Below are 19,705 nucleotides of genomic sequence, written 5' to 3'. Positions count from 1 at the left end.
ATGTGCGAGAATGCGAATTATATGTACCAACCACCATTTACATGCACAATTTGCCCCGTTACATAATCGGCTGCACCACTTACATAAAAACGTGTCATTTGCGCGACATCTGTTACAATCCCTAATCGTTGCAATGGAATTTCATTTACAAGCGCTTGCTTTTCTTGCTCTGTTAAATGATTATTCATTTCCGTATCGATAAAACCAGGCGCAATAGCATTCACACGAACCCCATTATAAGCCGCTTCTTGTGCATATGCTTTTACAAAGGCATGCTGTGCACCTTTTACAGCCGAATAGACGACTTCACCGGCAGCACCGACAGCACCCCAAATGGACCCGATAAATAATATATAACTTGTGTCATTTGCACGCAATTTATTTGAAATAGTCGCGATAAGACGCATGGGATTTTGTACATGTACTCGCCACAGTTTTTCCATCTCATCAATAGGTGTATCCTCTAATAACTGAGTGTATGCATGCCCATTGGCAAAAATCACAGCCTGTACCGAAAAGAGTTGTTTCGCTAATTCGTCTGCTGCATCTCTTTTTGAAAAATCAGCCTGCACGGTAATGAACTCCTGTGTTGGATACTGTTGTTGAAGGGTCAAAGCCAATTGCTGCACTCGTTCAATCCCACTATGAAAGTGTAGATAAAGCGACCAACCATCTTGCGCTAATTCATCACAAATTGCGCGTCCGATTGCACCAGACGCGCCACATACTAAAGCAAATTTTTTCATTATTTACGTTCACTCACAGGCAACACTTTAAATATAGTTTGTTGTTCTTCACCTTGTAGCGATGTAAATGCCTCTTGAATATCATTTACTGTTAATTGTTCAATCGTAGGAACGACATCAAATAAATTCATCTCATTAAACTTATAACGTGTAAATTGGTTGGCGATAAATTCTAGCGAGTTTAAGGCACGTAAGAAGTACCCAATTCTTTTTCGCTTAATGCGTTCTACATCTTCCGTAGTGAAAAGAGAACGGTCTTCTGCTTCTTTTAAGCGGTTCTTAATCGCTTGAATCAATTTTTCAGCGTTATTCGTATCTGAGCCAATTAAAGCAAAACCAAACCCTTTTTCAAGCGAGAAATCATAAGCATAAGATTCATCAATGATACCTTGTTCATAAATATCCATATAAAAACTAGATGCACGACCAAATAAGCATTCTAAAGCAATCATAACTGCAAGCTCATGCTTTAACATACCATTGCCTACTAAATCTACTGTTTTTGCCTTTAACCCGACATATACTTTTGGCTTTTGTACCGCCATAAAGATTTCACGGTCTTTCACCGCTACTGCTGTCGGCTCCTCATCAAATAAACTTTCTAGTGTAGGTGGCTCTGGAAATTCTTTCTTTCGTTGATTCTCTTCAATCAGTGACATCATTTCCACTGGGTCTACACCACCCACTACAAATAACAACATATTGGATGGGTGATAAAATGTGTTATAGCATGTATATAAATGATCCGCTGTAATTTTATCGATGGATTCAATTGTTCCTGCGATATCAATTTTCACCGGATGATGTTGGTACATGTTTTCAATCGCCCCAAAATATAAGCGCCAATCTGGTAAATCATCATACATTGTAATTTCTTGCCCAATAATTCCTTTTTCCTTTTCCACTGTCGCTTCTGTGAAATACGGGCTTTGTACGAAATCTAATAATGTTTCGGTACTTTTATAAATATGGTCTGTTGCGGAAAATAAATACGCTGTACGTGTAAAAGACGTGAAAGCGTTCGCTTGTGCACCCACTTCACTAAACTTTTGGAACACATCTCCCTCTTCTTTTTCGAACATTTTATGCTCTAAAAAGTGCGCAATACCGTCAGGAACGGTAATCGGCTCAGACTCACCAATCGGTATAAATGTACGATCAATCGAACCATAGTTTGTTGTAAAGGTTACATATGTTTTAGAAAAACCTTTTTTCGGTAAGATGTAGACGTCAAGACCATTGTCTAGCTGCTTATAATATAATGTCTCATCAAGCTGGTTAAATTCAATCTTTTGCAAAATTAGTCCTCCTTACCGCACAAGAAATAAATTGCTTCTTGTTTTACTTGTTTAGCCATTTGTTGAACATCTTCCTTCGTGACTTCTTGCCAACGAGTTGCCCATGTATCAATTGAAAATGGTTCATTTAAATCTTTATATTGATCGTATATTTCAATTTGACCACGCGCTGAATCAAGCGCCTCTTTTAACTGATTCGTTAACATCGCTTTTGTTTGTGTGAGCTCTAACTCTGAAATTTCACCATTTTGCATAGTTGTTAATTGTTCATTAATCACATCGATTGCCTTTTTCTCGTTAGACGGTTCAATACCAGACGTTACAAAGACAAGCCCGTAATGTGACGCATATGAACTAGATGCATAATAGGCTAAGCTTTCACGTTCACGGACATTCATAAATAATTTTGAGTGGGCGTATCCACCAAAAATCCCGTTAAAGATTTGCATTTTAGGAAAATCTTCATGCCCGAAATACACCGGTGTTGAAAAGCCGATATGAAGCTTTCCTTGTTTCATTTCATGCTGTTCTTTCGTATATGGTTCTGGGGTTGTATCCACTTCAATCTTTCGTTTCTTTTCATGCAACGCTCGGTCACCAAACGATAGTGCTTGACGCAACTGCTCGGTCACTTGTTCTACATCAATATCACCGACCACATAAATATCAACGGTATCATCTTGTAGCATGGCATCATATGCTGCTTTTAGTGACTGCGGGGTTACAGCTTTTACTGCTTCGAGTGTACCATTTGCCGAAATAGATGCTGGTTGATTCGGACGTAAAATTTGTGTGAGGCGATGCTGTGCATAGCGTGCCTTATCATCAAAAATCGATTGAATGCGTTCCAATACCATTTCTTTTTCCCGTTCTACAATAGATGGAACAAATACATTGTTTTCTAGATTAGGGCTAAAAATAACTGTGTGCATTAAACGCAGTACTTCTTGTAATACATTTGAGTTGGCTAAGTACTGATCATTCACCGTTTCTACGTTTAATAAAATTGTATGCTCGTTTCCACGTTTCATTGTATCAAAATAAAGCACCGTACCAAATAAATCATCTAAATAGCTACGAAATGCTGCGGATGTTTTGAACTTTTCATTTGAATGTTGTAGCACATTCGATAACACCGTACGTTCCGCTGCATCCTTTTCTGTTAATGGGCGTCTCCATTTGATTGAAAAGTTGACCGTTTTAAATTGCGTCGTTTGTCGGGTATGTAAAGCAACGCCCTTCGCTAATTGTGTTGTTAAAAACAAAAAAACCCCTCCTGACTACCTAATGAAATGCATATATACTCTCTATTACTATACATGTGAATATGCGCATATTGCAAAAGTATTATACAACTTTTAGTAAAACAGCATATGCTCATCATCAGAAAAAGCCGCCTCAAGCTGAGACGACTTTTATAGCTATACAGTTGAGGCTCTTCGCCAAAATGTGTACTTGACCGCACATTCCGTTACGGGCGGACGCTTTCCGCGGGCTTGGCTTCAGCCTCCTCGACTCGCAAATGCTCGTCTGCGGGGTCTTCACCTCGGGACAACATGATGTTGTTCACAAAGGCATTGCCACAGGACGTGGCGACTTTAGCCTTTGCTCTTAAATCTCCCGCTGGAGTCGCCACCCTTCACTCCATATGCTTTTAGAGTGCTCTCTTTTTTATCAAGAACATATTTTAATATTGAGCCACAGTTGAACTGTTATTTCCGCAAAAATGTTCCCTTACTAAAAGCACCGACGAAATATAGAGTGTTTTAAAAACTTATCGTTTGCCTTTAATATAAGGCGTCCCTGTTGCTTTTGGTGCTGTAGCTTTTCCGATAAATCCAGCTAAAGCTAAAATCGTTAACACGTACGGTAAAATCGTTAGGAATACCGGTGGAATTTCCTTGACGTATGGAATCGTACCACCTGCGATACTTAAAGCTTGGGCTAAACCGAAGAATAGCGCTGCCCCCATCGCACCAACTGGATGCCATTTCCCGAAGATCATCGCAGCAATCGCCATGAACCCTTGACCGTTAATTGTAGCGTGTCCGAAATCATTTGTAATCGTTTGGGCATAAATCGCGCCACCGATTCCTGCTAACGCACCCGAAATCATTACTGCTACGTAACGCATTTTCGTTACGTTAATCCCCATTGTATCTGCTGCCATCGGGTGCTCCCCAACTGCACGAAGACGTAAGCCAAATGGTGTTTTGTAAATAACAAACCACGCCACAAATGCTAGCGCAATCGCTAAAATCGATGTGCCGTATAAATTATGGAATAATAATGGTCCAAGGAATGGAATATCTGATAATAACGGAATATCAAAGCGCGCAAAGCGTTCTGAAATGAAATCCGTTTGTCCTTTCCCTTCGAACAACATTTTCACAGAGAATAGCGCAATTGCTATACCTAATAAGTTCAATGCTACCCCTGTAACGGTTTGGTCAGCGCGGAATGAAATAGCTGCTACCGCTAAGAATAACGAGAAGATGGCGCCCACTACCATAGCGGCTACAAGAGAAGCCCATGGTGTAAAGCCACCGAACATATCCGCTGTAAATAAGTTAAAGACAATCCCTACAAAGGCACCAATCACCATGATCCCTTCAATCCCGATGTTGACAACACCCGAACGCTCTGAGAATACGCCACCAATCGCACCGAAAATTAACGGAGCGGCGTAGAAAATAGCAGAAGGGACGATAAAATATAATACTTCTAAAAAGCTCATATTAGTTGCCCTCCTTTTTGCTACCAAACTTTTCTAATAATACACGAATTACGTAACCCGATGCTACGAAGAAAATGATTAATGCAATAATAATCGATACGATTTCTGTCGGAATACCCGCAGCATTCGGCATATTTAACGCACCAAATTTTAATGAACCGAATAATGAAGCACCAAAAACTACCCCAAGCGGTGTATTTGCACCCAGTAAGGCAACCGCAATACCGTCAAACCCGATCCCTGTAAATCCACCTTTAACAGAGGCATAACCGAATGTACCAAGCGCCTCCATCGCACCTCCAAGACCGGCGAACATACCTGAAATCGTCATCGCTAAAATGATATTTTTATTAACACTCATCCCTGCATATTCTGCTGCATTATGATTAAACCCAACTGCCTTTAATTCGAAGCCGCGTGTTGTGCGCTCTAGTAAGAACCACATGACAAATACCATGATTAATGCGACAACGATTCCCCAGTGAAGGCGAGAATAATCTGTTATTTGCTCAAACCAAGGAGAACGAAGTGACGCTGATTCTTGGATTTTTTCTGTACGGTCACTACCTGACCAGTACTTAATCAATGCATTCGTAATATGAAGTGCCGTGTAGTTTAACATAATCGTTGCAATAACTTCATGCACACTAAATCTAGCCTTTAAGAAACCGGCAATAAATGCCCAAAACGCACCTGCAGCACCTGCAGCAAGTAACGCTAATGGCAAGTGGATAAATTTAGGTAAGCCTTCGAATGCGTAACCGACATATGCTGCAGCTACCCATCCCATAATTAGCTGACCTTCAACCCCGATATTGAATAACCCTGTACGGAAAGCAAATGCTACCGCTAAACCAGCTAAAATATACGGTGTAATTTGGCGAATCGTTTCACCAATTGTATAAACATCTCCAAAAATACCGTTCCAAAGCGCGATGTAACCTGCAACTGGGTCATACCCAGACACAACCATTACAATCGCACCTACGATTAACCCTAACACAACCGAGATAGCAGGAACGAGAATGTTAATCAATCGATTTGACATAAATTATTCGTCCCCCTTCTTTTTCTTTGACTGCCCCGCCATTAGTAAGCCAAGCTCTTGCTCAGTCGTTTCACGCGGATCTAATGTATCCACAATTTGTCCATCATAAATAACCGCAATGCGGTCTGATACATTCATGACCTCATCCAATTCAAATGAAATTAATAAAACCGCTTTTCCTTTATCACGTTGCTCGATTAAACGGCGGTGAATAAATTCAATCGCCCCTACATCAAGACCACGTGTAGGTAGTGCTGCGATTAATAGCTCCGGATTTCGGTCTACCTCACGTCCGATAATCGCTTTTTGTTGATTACCACCCGATAACGCGCGCGCTGGTGTTGCTTCCCCATGACCTGTACGCACGTCAAACTCTTCAATAATTTCATTAGCTTTTTTCGAGATTTTTTTATAGTCGATGACGCCAAATTTTGAAAATTCATCTGTATAGTACGTTTGAAGCGCTAGGTTGTGACCGATTGTAAAGTCAAGTACAAGCCCATGTTTATGACGGTCTTGTGGGATATGCCCTAAGCCGGTTTCTGTAATTTCACGCGGCTTTTTATTCGTTACATTGACACCATTCATGACCACTTGTCCGCTTTTTACTTTACGTAAACCAGTAATCGCTTCGATTAATTCAGATTGCCCATTCCCGTCAATTCCGGCAATACCGACAATTTCACCTTTACGGACTGATAAATTTAGCCCCTTCACTTTCTCTGTTCCACGGTAATCAAGTACAACCAAATCTTTCACATTTAATACTTCATCTGTTGGATTTGCTGAACCTTTTTCTGTTTTGAAAGTGACTTGACGTCCGACCATTAATTCGGCAAGTTGATCTGGATTTGTCTCAGCTGTGACAACTGTTCCAATCCCTTCCCCTTTACGAATAATCGTTACACGATCAGAAACTTCCATAATCTCTTTTAATTTATGCGTAATTAAAATAATAGATTTACCTTCTTTAATAAGACGCTTCATAATCTGGATCAGCTCCGTGATTTCTTGAGGCGTTAAAGAAGCAGTAGGTTCGTCAAATATTAAAATTTCAGCCCCACGGTAAAGTGTTTTTAAAATTTCAACACGTTGCTGCATTCCGACTGAAATATCTTCAATTTTTGCATATGGATCTACATCCAAACCATATTTTTCAGATAGCTTGGCAATATCTTTTGCCGCGTCTTTAATATTCACGATACCTGCTTTTGTTGGCTCGCTACCTAAAATAATATTTTCAGTAACAGTAAAGTTTTCCACTAACATGAAATGTTGGTGAACCATCCCAATTCCAAGATCGTTCGCTACATTTGGGTCTGTAATCTTTACTGATTCTCCGCGCACTTTAATATCACCAGCTTCTGGCTGATAAAGTCCGAAAAGTACGTTCATTAAAGTCGATTTACCTGCACCGTTTTCACCTAGTAGTGCATGAATTTCGCCTTTTTTTAGCTGGAGAGTGATGTTGTTGTTTGCTACGAATCCGCCAAACTCCTTACGAATGCCGAGCATTTCAATCACATATTCCACTCGATTCACTCCTTTAGGCTCATTTATATGAAAGTAATAAAATTAACACAAGAAAGATTTTTTTACATAAAAATCTTTCATCTATTAATTTTCGCCAAATACTACTAAAATCCTGCTTCACCCCATTAGTAGAACGCTTACATTTGAATTCACAGAATTATCTAACGGTATTCTTTGATTACAAAATCATCATAGAGATTACTAAGAATCTCTATGATGATGGACAAACATATTGATTATTTAGCTTCCTTTGGTTTTTCCGGTACTACGATTTCACCAGAAGCAATTTTCGCTTTATAGTCTTCTACAGTTTTTAATACGTCCTCTGGGATGGCACCGCGAGAGTCAGCTAAACCAACACCATCTTCCGCTAAACCATAAACAATTGTTTCTCCGCCAGGGAAGTCCCCATCTTTTGCACGGTTTGCAATATCGATTACCGCATGACCTACACCTTTCAGCATCGAAGTTAATGTTACGTTTTGGTCACCTACTTGACCTTCAGCGTATTGGTCAGCGTCTACACCGATTACCCATACGTTCGCATTTGGATCTTTTTCTTTACGCTCTTTCGCTTCTGTGAATACACCGTTACCAGTACCACCAGCAGCGTGGAAGATAATGTCTACACCCGAAGAGTACATGCGGTTTGCAGCAGTTTTACCTAATTCTGCTTTATCGAATGCTTCTGCATAGTAAACATCAATTTCGATATCAGGGTTTACTGCTTTTGCACCTTCAACATAACCTGCGTGGAAACGCTCGATTACTGGAATAGATTGTCCACCTACGAAACCGATTTTACCTGTCTCAGACATTGTTGCAGCTACGACACCTGCAAGGAATGCCCCTTCTTGCTCTTTAAACAGTACAGATGCTACGTTTGGTGCATCTACGACAGAGTCAATAATTGCAAGCTTTGCATCTTGTTGTTGCTCCGCAATTTCAAGAACTGCGTCATTCATTAAGAAACCTACACCAAATACTAAGTCAAAATCGCGACGTAATAACAAGTTTAAGTTTGTATTGTAGTCCGCATCTGATTTTGATTGTAAGTAGTCGAAACCACCATCACCTTTTGTTAACCCGTTGTCAGTACCCCACTTTTCGATACCTTCCCAAGCAGATTGGTTGAATGATTTATCATCAACACCACCAACGTCTGTTACCATGGCAATGGAGAAGTCCCCAGCTGCTTCTTCTGTTGTGCCATTATCACCAGTTGTATCGTTATTTGAAGTATCTTTTGCTCCCTCGTCATCGCTACCACATGCCGCTAAAATAGCACCAGTTGCTACCACAGATGAGATTAATAAACCAAATTTACGTTTTTTCATAATCTAGTCCCCCCAAATTTTTCATTTTTTAATTAGTAGGAAATAAAAATATGTTCTACACCCTTTTACGAACTACATGGAAACTGAATTTATCAGCTCTAAAATAGTTCTTTGAATACAGCACTACTTTATCATTATCATCGTAGTGCAGTTGTTTTAATACGAGTAACGCTGTCTCTGGTCCACATTTCAAAATCGGTGAAACGACTTCATGATAGCCCACTGGATCAATATATGTGATGGCATACGCTACACGAATCTGTCCCGACTTTTCAAGGGCAGAGAAGATAGATAAATCTTCATTTTTCAAAAATTGTTTTGGCAAATAGCTTGATGGCACTTTATCTATACAGTACACAACTGGTTCACTATCTGCCGTTCTAACACGTTCAATTGTAATTACATTGTCATCAATGTCGGTTTGGAATCGGTTTAAATCGTTTTCTGTTGGTTCATCTTCCATTGCACTCATAAAAATTGAGCCCGGCTCCATACCTGCCTTTTCAATCATCGATGATATACTCGAAAGCTGTTCAATTCCTGATGTAAAAACTGGTTTTGGATTGACAAATGTTCCTACGCCATGACGACGTACAATAACGTTTTCCTCTTCCAGCAATCTTAGCGCTTCACGTAAAGTTGCACGACTGACTCCAAGCGATTTTGACAGTTCAAATTCAGAAGGAAGTTTTTGATTTTCTTGATAAACACCCTTTTCGATATCTGATTTTAAACGATCAATCACTTGTAAGTACAAATGACGATGATCTGTTTTTATTGTCACATCAACCACCACCAAATTAGAGATCAGACATCTGATGTACAACATTCCTACTAATTCGTTGAATAATATAACACTTTTAGCTTCTAATGAAAACACATTTCAGAAAAAAGTATATATTAATTTGTCTATTGCCGTGGAATTAGGCTCATTTTAGACATAATTCATAAGAGACTAAATATACTGTCATTTCTCTCTATTCCATCATTGATTTTGTTACTAATACTTGTCTCGGTCTACTTCCATCCGGCGGACTGACTACGCCCCTCATTTCCATTTGATCCATAATCCGTGCGGCTCGTGCATAACCAACTCGAAATTTGCGTTGTAACATGGACACGGATGCACTTTGCATATCAATAACAAGTTGAACCGCTTCATCATACAAAGCATCTTTTTCATCGGTCATTTCTTGTACCGGTTCATCCGTAGGTATCATCGCCTCCTCGTATTGAGCTTTTTGTTGCGAAATGACATAATCTACAACAGCTTGTACTTCTCCATCTGATAAAAATGCGCCCTGTACACGTACTGGCTTTGAAGCGCCTGCTGGTAAAAACAACATATCTCCTCGGCCAAGTAGCCGTTCAGCACCGCCCATATCTAGTATTGTGCGCGAATCAATCCCACTCGATACTGCAAATGCAATACGTGATGGTATATTCGCTTTAATAATACCGGTAATAACATCAACTGACGGTCTTTGGGTCGCTAAAATTAAATGAATCCCCGCCGCACGCGCCATTTGCGCAAGACGCGTAATCGAATCCTCTACCTCACCTGGCGCAACCATCATTAAATCAGCCAACTCATCTACAATCACTACAATGTAGGGAAGTTTCGATTGTTTTTCTTCATGTTCTAAATTATGTTGGTCAATGTATTCATTATACCCCTCGATATTTCGAGTACTTGTATGCGAAAATAAATCATATCGCCGTTCCATTTCGGACACTACTTTTTGAAGAGCTTGTGCTGCTTTACGGGGATCTGTCACGACAGGCGCAAGTAAATGCGGAATGCCATTATACACATTCAATTCCACCATCTTCGGATCAATCATCATCATTTTCACTTCATACGGTGCTGCCCGCATTAAAATCGATATAATAATCCCATTAATACATACGGACTTCCCACTCCCTGTAGAACCTGCGACAAGTAAGTGTGGCATTTTGTTTAGCTCTGCTAACTTGGCTTGCCCTGTAATATCTCGACCAAAACCAATTAATAATTTTGCATCTGGACGATTATTTTCTTTAGACTCTAGTACCTCTCTTAACGTGACAATCGCAATCTCACTATTCGGCACTTCAATACCGATTGCAGACTTCCCAGGAATCGGTGCTTCAATGCGAATATCTTTTGCTGCAAGAGCTAATGCTAAATCATCCTGCAAACTCACAATTTTACTGACTTTTACGCCGACATCGGGCTGCACTTCATATTTGGTAACAGCTGGACCGAGATGTACTTGTGTAACACGTGCTTTTACACCAAAACTATGAAAGGTTTGTTCTAATTTTTTTGCATTCCCTTGAATCACTTTATATTCTCCGCTTTGATCATGTTCTGGCGGTGCATTTAATAGCTGTAAAGAAGGCATTTTATAAAAGGCATTTTCAGCATAGTTTGTTACATCGATAGTTTCATCTATTACATGTCCATCATCTTCATCTGCACCAAACTCATCCCGCTCACTTTGCTCCACATTTTCGGTAAAGGCCGAAATTACAGGCTCATAATACTCAATCGTCTCTACCGTTGCGACTGTCTCTACTGCCGCGACCGCTGCTTCCTCTTCGGTTCGGTTTTTTCGTTTGGTGCGTCCGGTGGGTTTTTCCTCTTTCATTCCTTTAAGCTTATCTTTCACGCTCGGTCCTTTTTCTATAATGAAGGGGACGAGTGCTTTTCCTGTAATTAAAATCAGTCCTACAATCATTAATACCATCGCGGCAATTTTCGCACCCGTTGCATCAAATAACACATGAAACATACTAAAGAGAAAAGCTCCGATTAAACCACCACCAAGAGAATCACTACGATTGATTACTCCATCTGAATCAATTAAAATACGCCACGTCTCACGAAGAACGGAATCACTTAATAATAACTTCGCTTGGTGCAGTTGTTCAAAAAGGATAGAATGACTAAATACCATAAAGCTACCTAACATGAGCATTAGACCGATAATAATACGGTTATTAAGCTTCACACCACGTCTCCTAACCATTAACATACCTGCGATAAAAACACATAAAAACGGCACAAAGAAATGTAAATTACCTAGCAAAAACATCGATACCGTATAAACGACTTGCCCGACTAAACCAAGTTCAAAAAATGCAATCATCGCAAAAGCAATGAGCATGACGCCTATAATTTCATAAGCTAACGGATGCAACTCTTTACTCGCTTTTGTTTGTCCCGTTTCTCTTTTTTTATTCTTTTTTCTCGCCATCATTTCACCTACTTTCTTGAATAAACATCCTCTACACACCCATTCGAAAAAAAAGGATTTCCTTTCTGCCATGTGAGCGAAAGAAAATCCTTTTTTGCATCTTAATATTCCATAATAATTGGGATAATCATTGGGCGGCGCTTCGTTTTTTGGAATAAGTAAGTGTTTAGTTCGTCACGGATCTCTTGTTTAATATTTGTCCATTCAAACGTATCTTTATTTACATACTTTTCAATTACTGTACGCGCGATCTCTGAAGCTTCGATCATCAGTTCTTCTGATTCACGCACATAAACGAATCCGCGCGATAAAATTTCGGGACCTGAAGCAATTTTCTTTTGTGCGCGGTTTAACGTCACAACAACGATAAAAATACCATCTTGTGAAAGTAGTTTTCGGTCACGTAATACGATATTGCCAACGTCTCCAACACCGATACCATCAATTAAAACATTGCCGGCTTGTACACGGCCACTCATCCGAATTTTGCCATTTTTACATTCGACAATATCCCCTTTATCCGCGATAAAGATTTGCGATTTTTTCATACCGACTGACTGTGCTAACTTCGAGTGAGCAATGAGCATACGGTACTCCCCTTGGATAGGGATAAAGTATTTTGGTCGCATCAGATTTAACATTAATTTCAAATCTTCTTGGCTACCATGACCAGACACATGTACTTTTTTATCGGCTGCTAACACTTGTGCCCCGGCTTTTGCGATTTGGTTCATCGTGTTATACATTTGCACTTCCATCCCTGGCGATGGCGTAAATGTAATAAGTACTGTATCTGTGCCTTTAATTTTAATGTCGCGATGATGCTTGCGTACAATTTTATCAAGCGCTTCTAATGGCTCCCCTTGATTACCTGTCGCAATAATCACAATTTCATCATCTTGATATTTATGAATGTCGCTTACAGGAATAAGCATATCTTTATCAATATCTAAATAGCCTAAGTTCACCCCAAGGTCTACAACTTTTTCAAGCGATTTGCCCACTACCGCTACTTTTCGGAATAAGTTTTGCGCTTGTGTAAAAACTTGTTGCACACGGATGAAGTTCGATGCATATACAGCAACTAAAATACGACCTGGTGCCGCATGAAACGTTTTCGCTAAACGGTCCGCAATAACCGTCTCGCTCGTCGTATAGCCTGGACGTTCTGCTTCTGTCGAATCAGACAATAGCATAAATACGCCTTCTTCACCAAGTTGTGCCATTTTCGCTAAATCTGGACGGAACTTTCCTTGTGCCGATTGATCGAATTTAAATTCTCCCGTATGCACAATGGCTCCTTCTGACGTATGGAATACAACACCTAATGAGTCCGGAATTGAATGTGTTGTATGGAAGAAGGTTACATATGTCGAATGAAAATTCATGCGACTTTTATTTGTCACTTCAAAGAATTTCACTTGATGCGGTGCAGGTAATTCTTTTAAATGCTCCTTTGCAAGCGCAATCGTTAGTTTTGAACCGTATACCGGTGCTTTAATTTTTTGTAATACGTATGCAAGCGAACCAATTGCATCTTCATGTCCGTGTGTTAAGAAAATCCCTTTTACACGTTCTTTATTTTCTTCTAAGTACGTAATATCTGGAATAACAATATCGATTCCTAGCATTTCGTCTTCTGGGAACATTAACCCACTGTCTACAACGAAAAGCTCCTCGTCGATTTCAACTACATACATTGCTTTTCCGATTTCCCCTACTCCACCAAGTGGAATAATTCGGATTACTTCATTTTTCGTTTTATTCACTATATTTCCTCCTAAGAAAAGCGCATTCATGCTCGCTCATCTGTGAGTAGCAAAAGCACTCCAACAAATAGCATGAACACCTAGACATTTCTCTATATAAAAATTTTATTTATGATGAAATTATCCCGAACAGCAACCACTTAAATCTCATTATACGTGGAGTTTAGCATTAGCACAAATTAAAAAAACAATGAATTTGATAATTTCTCAAAATATCAATAGGATGAAATTAGTTCATAATGGATTTTATAGAAGGAACCTTCATTTTATATTTTTCCTCCGCAATATAAAAACCGGCATGAATACTCTTCATGCCGGCTTGTAAAACTTTATTATTGTACCGCTAATTCGCGGAAGTGCTTTGCTTTTTCTTGGTACGTATCCCAAATTTGATCGAATGCTGCTTTTTCTTCAGGTAGCATTTCCATCATTGGCATGCGCACGTCTAACGTATCAAATCCAAGTTTTGTCATTGCATATTTAATCGGTGATGGGTTTGGCTGTGCGAATAGTGCACGCACAAGTGGAAGCAATGCTCGATGAATTTTTGCAGCTAATTCATGGTTGCCTTCATCAAATGCTTTTAACATTAATTGCATATCACTACCTACAACATGTGATGCGACAGAAATAACACCTGCACCACCAATGGCATATAGCGGCAATGTTAAACCATCATCCCCACTGTATACTTTGAAATCAGGTTCTACATTTTCAATAATGTCACCCATTTGATCTAAGTTACCACTTGCTTCTTTAATGCATGTAATATTTTCGACATCGCGACTTAAAGCGATTGCTGTTTCAGCTGCAATGTTAGCCCCTGTACGACCAGGGACATTATAAAGCATAACCGGTAACGACGTTTCTTTCGCGATTGTTTTAAAGTGAGCATACATACCACGTTGGTTTGGTTTATTATAGTACGGTGTTACGAGCATAATGCCGTCAGCACCATTTTTCTCCGCGTTATGTGTCATCATAATCGAGTAAGCTGTTTCGTTATCTCCAGTACCTGCAATGACTGGAATACGACCTGCAACCTTTTCGACTGTAAAACGAACTACTTCAATTTTCTCTTCAGTAGACATCGTTGGGTTTTCTGATGTTGTACCACATGCAATAATAGCATCTGTCCCATTGTCTATTAAATGATTAATAATGCGTTCTAATTCTGGATAGTTAATCGTGCCATCTTTTTTGAACGGTGTAATCATTGCCGTTCCGATACGACCTATATTCATACTCCGCACTCCTTTATAATAAGTTATCCTCAATCATCGCTTCTGCAATTTGAATTGAATTTAGTGCTGCACCTTTTAATAAGTTGTCAGCAACAATCCATAAGTGGAAGCCTTTTGGATTATCTAAATCACGACGGATACGACCTACGTATGTTGGTTCTTCACCTTCAGCATAAATTGGCATCGGGTATTCTTGGTTCGTGATATCATCTTGTAATACGATTCCTGGTGCATCTTTTAATGCAGCAAAAATCTCTTCAACTGTCGCTTCTTTCTCAAGCTCGATATAGACCGATTCAGAGTGACCTGACACAACTGGTACACGTACGCAAGTTGCGGCAACATGAAGAGCCGGTAGCTCCATAATCTTTTTCGTTTCGTTAATCATTTTCATTTCTTCATATGTGTAACCATTATCCGTAAATTTATCGATTTGCGGAATAACGTTGCGTGCGATTGGGTAATGTTTTTTATCTGCTTTAGTAGGTAAAACGTTTGCCTCTACGTCCTTACCTTTTTCCCACTGTGCGGATTGTGCTTTTAATTCATCAATTGCGGCAATACCTGAGCCAGAAACTGCTTGGTATGTAGATACAACTACTTTTGTTAAACCAAATGTTTCACGAATTGGTTGAAGTGCTGCGACCATTTGAATTGTTGAACAGTTTGGATTTGCGATAATGCCTTTCGGAATATCTTTTAATACATGACGGTTTACTTCAGGTACAACAAGCGGTACTTCTGGATCCATACGGAAATGACTCGTATTATCGATTACAATTGCACCACGTTTTGCTGCTTCTGGCGCTAATGCTGCTGATACAGAACCACCTGCTGAAAATAAAGCGATTGCTACACCTTCAAAAGCTTCTGGTGTTGCTTCTTCAATTGTATATGTTGTGCCATTAAAGTCGATTGGCTTACCAGCTGAACGTGCTGATGCTAAAAATTTAATAGAACCGATTGGGAAATTGCGTTTCACTAATTGCTCCATCATTTTCGAACCAACTGCGCCAGTTGCACCAACTACAGCGACATTATATTGCTTTGTCATTATTTCATCTCTCCTATAAAAATCTAGTTACATAATGTTGGATATTGTATCATAAAAAACGTGAATTGTGTACGGTTATTTGATTATTTCAAAAACTGTATAATTATAGGTTGTAATTGTTTTTTATAAGCGAGCGCATAGTGAACAGTATCGAGCATTTTACTGAAATCAGCAATCATTGACGTAGGTTTATTGATAGGGTCATCTTGCCCGAATGGTATAAAATATACATTTTTAGCATTCATCAACTTCGCTATATTCATAAAGTTTAAACCAAGTGCATCATTCGTCGATATCCCCAATACGACAGGACTTCCATTGCGCAATGTTGCTTTGGCAGCCATTAGTACCGGTGAATCCGTTGCTGCGTTGGCAAATTTACTAATCGAGTTACCTGTCATTGGTGCAATCACCATACAATCAAGTGGATTTCTTGGGCCAAAAGGTTCCGCCTCTATGATGGATGAAACGACTTTTTCACCCGCCAGTGCTTCTATTTTTTGAATCCACTCTTCACCTGTGCCAAAACGTGTTGCTGCGTGCAAAACGGATGGCGTAATAATCGGGACGACCGTTGCACCGGCGTCTGTAAAGTATTTGATTTTGGGCACGACATCTTCGTATGTGCAATGTGAAGCTGTAATACCGAGCCCAATTCGTTTTCCCTCTAACATTCACACCCCTCCACAATTGAGTCATATAAGAGCTGTGCTGCATCATCAGGGAAGTACTTCCCAGGTAATGCAAGCAGTTGTTCATAGTCACTACGTGTTACATAGTATAAACATCCAGGTGCTGATGCTAAATCATAAATCGGCATCTTAATGACTTCGCTAAACGACTGCGTTAGCCATTGTGCAGGTATTGTATTGATCAGTGCTGTCGCTTCTTTTATATATTGAGGCTGTAAATAGATTGCCTCATATCCAAGCATAGCTGCTTCATATTTTTGTGTATGAGAACGTACAGCTATTGTCACTTTTGCATGTAAGCCTGTTAATGCTTGCGCAAGCAACTTCCCGACACGTCCGAAACCTGTCACAATAAAATGTTTACCGCGAATCGTTTGCCTTTTTTCATAAAGATACGAAATAAAGCTCTCTGCTGTTAGCCCAGCGTTTTTCCAAATAAATGATTCATTTTCTAAATACGGAACGACTTTTTCTTGCTTGAGCATCCCGCGCCAATCATCTGTTAAACGACCTGTAAAAAATGTGACATGTTTTGTACCAAGAAGAAGTGGAACATCCAGTGTTAGTGGTTGAATTGGGAGCACAACCTTATCTGGGCAAAAATCAAGTACTGTTGCATTGACCCCTGCATCCCAACCTGTCGCCTTTTTATAAAAAATTGTTCGATTTGGTGATGACATTTTCTTGGCAAGTTCCTTCATCCGAGCGTCCATACCGATTACTAGCCAACGCTCTGTCATTTTCGATCATACTTTTTCATTCGAATTTTTTGAAATAAAATGCGGTCCTCACCAATCAGTAAAATTTCATCCCACGGGATAAATACATGTTCTTGTTTCTTTTTGGCGAACGGCAAACGCATTGGTGCTGTTAATTCAAAACCATGAATTTTCCCTGTTTTTGTATCGAATAAGCATTCCGATTCAGCTAAATAACCGTACCTTGCACCATTTTCCACTTCGATTAGTTCTTTCTCTGCCAACTCAGATAATCGCATTATTTCCCTCCTCAGTAACGAGCTTAACACTACTATATGCATACGATTTCCTATTGTGTGACGAGAACTATAATTCTTTTCCCTAGACCTAAATCCCAATAACTGTATATACTGTATATATACAGTTAGGCTAAAGGAGGATAGATCCGTGATTATTAAACTAAGCAATGCTAGCGAAAAGCCAATTTATGAACAAATTACCGAACAAATGAAGCAGGCTATTTTAAGTGGGACATTGCTTCCTCGTGACGCACTTCCTTCCATTCGCATGCTTGCAAAAGAATTAAAGATTAGCGTAATGACAACAAAGCGGGCGTATGCAGACTTAGAGCGAGATGGTTTTATCGAAACAGTCGCAGGGAAAGGAAGCTTTGTTGCTGAACGCAATCAAGATTTTTTACGAGAAGCATTAATTCGGCAGTTAGAAGAACATTTGATGAAAGCCGCGGGACTTGCGCGTACGGCGGGCATGTCGCACGCTGAATTACTTGAACTGATGACATTATTATTGGAGGATGAGGGGAAATGAATGCGATTGAAGTAAAACATGTTTATAAAAAAATTGGAGAATTTCAACTACGTGATCTATCGTTTAGCTTGGAGCAAGGAACTGTCATGGGCTTTATCGGCCAAAACGGTGCGGGTAAATCAACAACGATTAAGTGTATATTGAATTTGCTGAAAATTACGACCGGAGAAATTTCTGTATTCGGTAAAAATCATATACAACATGAAGTCAAAATGAAAGAAGACATTGGCGTTGTGTTTGATGAACTCCATATTCCAGATGGCTTAACTAGTATTGATTTAAATAAATTTTACGGCAACGTATATAAAAATTGGGATAGCACATATTTTTTTGACTTGCTTGAACAGCTGGATGTATCGAAATATACAAAGGTAAAAGATTTATCGCGAGGAATGAAGATGAAACTATCGCTTGCACTTGCTTTATCGCATCATCCGAAATTGCTCATTTTAGATGAACCGACAAGTGGCCTCGACCCGATTGTACGAGATGAAGTGCTTGATATGTTACTTGCCTTTATGGAAGATGAATCGCATTCGATTTTATTTTCCTCGCATATTACAAGTGATTTAGAGAAAATTGCGGATACGGTTACGTTTATTCATAAAGGGGAAATTGTGTTTAGTGAAAGCAAGGATGTATTGCTCTACGATTACGGTCTTTGGAAAGGAACGGCGGCGCAAGCGACAGAAATTCCGGAGCATGCTATTTTAGGGAAGCGAAAATCAGCGTTTGGCTTAGAGCTACTTGTTAAACGTACGCTTGTTAGCCCCGCATTTACATTGGAAAAACCAACGATTGATGATGTAATGGTATTTTTCGTTAAAGGAGCGTGATCGAGGATGGCAAATATGTTAACTCGTTACTTTTTCGCCTTAACACAAACACAGCTTATTTTAGCTGCAACTATTAGTGCGATCATCGCGACTGTTTTGACCATCATTTCGGATACAGGCACCGTAATGTTAACTGGCTATTTCTTTGCAGTTGGTTATATCACGTTAGACTTTTTTAGTATACAGGAAAAATACCGCCCGATGTTACATACGATGCCGCTTAGCGCCCATACAATTGTGAAAATGCAGTTTTCATATATGCTTCAAGTATGTGTAATTTACGGGGGGATCTTTGTATCTTTGTTTTTACTGTATACCGCTATGCGAGCAGACGTCAGTACTACACTTACCTTCACAACAATTTGGGTATTAATTGGCGGGTCGCTATTATTTTTTAATGTATTATTCCTACTCGAATATACATTAAAATCTGGCTCCGGACTTTTTTTAACGGCGATTGTCCTCTTTGTCATGCTTGGTGGGCATCGATTCATTATTTCTTTCTTTAAACATTTATCGTCTACAGGAGACTATGCTACTGCCCTGTTTATTTTTACGATTGCGATGATTGGGGTGACGATTATCAATTTTCGTCTGATCGTGCGGCTATATGAGCGCCGCGACTTTGTATAGGAGGGATCTG

Annotated in this window: 18 protein-coding genes; 3 read left to right on the top strand and 15 right to left on the bottom strand. The window is 39.6% G+C overall.

What is annotated here, in order from left to right:
* Positions 1–17: 17 nt before the first annotated feature.
* The 15 genes from ymfI to ACQQ2I_RS05275 all read right to left on the bottom strand — a co-directional run bounded on the left by ymfI (position 18) and on the right by ACQQ2I_RS05275 (position 17,697).
* A complete protein-coding gene (gene ymfI, locus ACQQ2I_RS05345) occupies positions 18–746 on the bottom strand; it encodes an elongation factor P 5-aminopentanone reductase (RefSeq protein ID WP_431029533.1) in 729 nt (242 codons plus the stop codon).
* Positions 746–2,044 carry an EF-P 5-aminopentanol modification-associated protein YfmH gene (yfmH, locus tag ACQQ2I_RS05340; RefSeq protein WP_431029532.1) on the bottom strand — a complete coding sequence of 433 codons (1,299 nt, stop codon included), beginning with the start codon at positions 2,042–2,044 and terminating at the stop codon, positions 746–748. Before yfmH ends, ymfI begins: the two co-directional genes overlap by 1 nt.
* A gap of 2 nt (positions 2,045–2,046) precedes the next feature.
* Complete coding sequence (yfmF, locus tag ACQQ2I_RS05335; RefSeq protein WP_431029531.1) at positions 2,047–3,309, bottom strand: EF-P 5-aminopentanol modification-associated protein YfmF; 1,263 nt, start codon at positions 3,307–3,309, stop codon at positions 2,047–2,049.
* Positions 3,310–3,818: 509 nt separating this feature from the next.
* On the bottom strand, positions 3,819–4,781 hold the full coding sequence (locus tag ACQQ2I_RS05330) for an ABC transporter permease (protein ID WP_431029530.1): 963 nt from the start codon (positions 4,779–4,781) through the stop codon (positions 3,819–3,821).
* Position 4,782: 1 nt separating this feature from the next.
* Positions 4,783–5,829 carry an ABC transporter permease gene (locus ACQQ2I_RS05325; RefSeq protein WP_431029529.1) on the bottom strand — a complete coding sequence of 349 codons (1,047 nt, stop codon included), beginning with the start codon at positions 5,827–5,829 and terminating at the stop codon, positions 4,783–4,785.
* A gap of 3 nt (positions 5,830–5,832) precedes the next feature.
* Positions 5,833–7,362, bottom strand: a complete 1,530-nt coding sequence (locus ACQQ2I_RS05320; protein ID WP_431029528.1) for an ABC transporter ATP-binding protein — start codon at positions 7,360–7,362, stop codon at positions 5,833–5,835.
* 236 nt (positions 7,363–7,598) lie between these two features.
* Positions 7,599–8,699, bottom strand: coding sequence for a BMP family lipoprotein (locus tag ACQQ2I_RS05315; RefSeq protein WP_431029527.1), 1,101 nt, complete (start codon positions 8,697–8,699; stop codon positions 7,599–7,601).
* Positions 8,700–8,754: 55 nt separating this feature from the next.
* Positions 8,755–9,483 carry a GntR family transcriptional regulator gene (locus ACQQ2I_RS05310; protein ID WP_431029526.1) on the bottom strand — a complete coding sequence of 243 codons (729 nt, stop codon included), beginning with the start codon at positions 9,481–9,483 and terminating at the stop codon, positions 8,755–8,757.
* 193 nt (positions 9,484–9,676) lie between these two features.
* On the bottom strand, positions 9,677–11,944 hold the full coding sequence (locus ACQQ2I_RS05305) for a DNA translocase FtsK (RefSeq protein WP_431029525.1): 2,268 nt from the start codon (positions 11,942–11,944) through the stop codon (positions 9,677–9,679).
* A 98-nt stretch (positions 11,945–12,042) separates the two neighbouring features.
* The gene (locus ACQQ2I_RS05300; protein WP_431029524.1) at positions 12,043–13,710 is read right to left on the bottom strand and encodes a ribonuclease J; all 1,668 of its coding nucleotides are present in this window, start codon (positions 13,708–13,710) and stop codon (positions 12,043–12,045) included.
* 332 nt (positions 13,711–14,042) lie between these two features.
* Positions 14,043–14,954 (bottom strand): 4-hydroxy-tetrahydrodipicolinate synthase, encoded by a 912-nt coding sequence (gene dapA, locus ACQQ2I_RS05295; RefSeq protein WP_431029523.1) that lies wholly within the window; start codon positions 14,952–14,954, stop codon positions 14,043–14,045.
* A gap of 13 nt (positions 14,955–14,967) precedes the next feature.
* On the bottom strand, positions 14,968–16,008 hold the full coding sequence (locus ACQQ2I_RS05290; protein ID WP_431029522.1) for an aspartate-semialdehyde dehydrogenase: 1,041 nt from the start codon (positions 16,006–16,008) through the stop codon (positions 14,968–14,970).
* 83 nt (positions 16,009–16,091) lie between these two features.
* Entirely contained in the window at positions 16,092–16,682 is a 591-nt protein-coding gene (locus tag ACQQ2I_RS05285) for a dipicolinate synthase subunit B (RefSeq protein WP_431029521.1), read from the bottom strand.
* Positions 16,676–17,440, bottom strand: a complete 765-nt coding sequence (locus ACQQ2I_RS05280; RefSeq protein ID WP_431029520.1) for a dipicolinate synthase subunit A — start codon at positions 17,438–17,440, stop codon at positions 16,676–16,678. The genes ACQQ2I_RS05285 and ACQQ2I_RS05280 overlap by 7 nt, the downstream gene beginning before the upstream one ends.
* A complete protein-coding gene (locus tag ACQQ2I_RS05275; protein ID WP_431029519.1) occupies positions 17,437–17,697 on the bottom strand; it encodes a YlmC/YmxH family sporulation protein in 261 nt (86 codons plus the stop codon). The genes ACQQ2I_RS05280 and ACQQ2I_RS05275 overlap by 4 nt, the downstream gene beginning before the upstream one ends.
* A gap of 148 nt (positions 17,698–17,845) precedes the next feature.
* Here ACQQ2I_RS05275 and ACQQ2I_RS05270 point away from each other — a divergent pair, with 148 nt between their 5' ends.
* The 3 genes from ACQQ2I_RS05270 to ACQQ2I_RS05260 are packed head-to-tail and all read left to right on the top strand — an operon-like array spanning position 17,846 to position 19,695.
* Positions 17,846–18,226 carry a GntR family transcriptional regulator gene (locus ACQQ2I_RS05270; protein WP_431029518.1) on the top strand — a complete coding sequence of 127 codons (381 nt, stop codon included), beginning with the start codon at positions 17,846–17,848 and terminating at the stop codon, positions 18,224–18,226.
* On the top strand, positions 18,223–19,062 hold the full coding sequence (locus tag ACQQ2I_RS05265) for an ABC transporter ATP-binding protein (RefSeq protein WP_431029517.1): 840 nt from the start codon (positions 18,223–18,225) through the stop codon (positions 19,060–19,062). The genes ACQQ2I_RS05270 and ACQQ2I_RS05265 overlap by 4 nt, the downstream gene beginning before the upstream one ends.
* 6 nt (positions 19,063–19,068) lie before the next feature.
* Positions 19,069–19,695 carry a hypothetical protein gene (locus ACQQ2I_RS05260; protein WP_431029516.1) on the top strand — a complete coding sequence of 209 codons (627 nt, stop codon included), beginning with the start codon at positions 19,069–19,071 and terminating at the stop codon, positions 19,693–19,695.
* Positions 19,696–19,705 lie beyond the last annotated feature (10 nt).

Source organism: Lysinibacillus sp. LZ02 (assembly GCF_050613145.1).
Classification (GTDB): Bacteria; Bacillota; Bacilli; order Bacillales_A; family Planococcaceae; genus Lysinibacillus_B.
Note: the sequence above shows the minus strand (reverse complement) of the source record. Positions and strands in the feature narration are given on the sequence as shown.

What these genes read in the sequence shown, in the direction of transcription:
- ymfI (WP_431029533.1), bottom strand. Translation starts at nt 746, where the DNA reads ATGAAAAAATTTGCTTTAGTATGTGGCGCGTCTGGTGCAATCGGACGC.
- ACQQ2I_RS05290 (WP_431029522.1), bottom strand. Translation starts at nt 16,008, where the DNA reads ATGACAAAGCAATATAATGTCGCTGTAGTTGGTGCAACTGGCGCAGTT.
- ACQQ2I_RS05275 (WP_431029519.1), bottom strand. Translation starts at nt 17,697, where the DNA reads ATGCGATTATCTGAGTTGGCAGAGAAAGAACTAATCGAAGTGGAAAAT.
- ACQQ2I_RS05285 (WP_431029521.1), bottom strand. Translation starts at nt 16,682, where the DNA reads ATGTTAGAGGGAAAACGAATTGGGCTCGGTATTACAGCTTCACATTGC.
- ACQQ2I_RS05325 (WP_431029529.1), bottom strand. Translation starts at nt 5,829, where the DNA reads ATGTCAAATCGATTGATTAACATTCTCGTTCCTGCTATCTCGGTTGTG.
- ACQQ2I_RS05305 (WP_431029525.1), bottom strand. Translation starts at nt 11,944, where the DNA reads ATGATGGCGAGAAAAAAGAATAAAAAAAGAGAAACGGGACAAACAAAA.
- dapA (WP_431029523.1), bottom strand. Translation starts at nt 14,954, where the DNA reads ATGAATATAGGTCGTATCGGAACGGCAATGATTACACCGTTCAAAAAA.
- ACQQ2I_RS05260 (WP_431029516.1), top strand. Translation starts at nt 19,069, where the DNA reads ATGGCAAATATGTTAACTCGTTACTTTTTCGCCTTAACACAAACACAG.
- ACQQ2I_RS05280 (WP_431029520.1), bottom strand. Translation starts at nt 17,440, where the DNA reads ATGACAGAGCGTTGGCTAGTAATCGGTATGGACGCTCGGATGAAGGAA.
- ACQQ2I_RS05265 (WP_431029517.1), top strand. Translation starts at nt 18,223, where the DNA reads ATGAATGCGATTGAAGTAAAACATGTTTATAAAAAAATTGGAGAATTT.
- ACQQ2I_RS05315 (WP_431029527.1), bottom strand. Translation starts at nt 8,699, where the DNA reads ATGAAAAAACGTAAATTTGGTTTATTAATCTCATCTGTGGTAGCAACT.
- ACQQ2I_RS05330 (WP_431029530.1), bottom strand. Translation starts at nt 4,781, where the DNA reads ATGAGCTTTTTAGAAGTATTATATTTTATCGTCCCTTCTGCTATTTTC.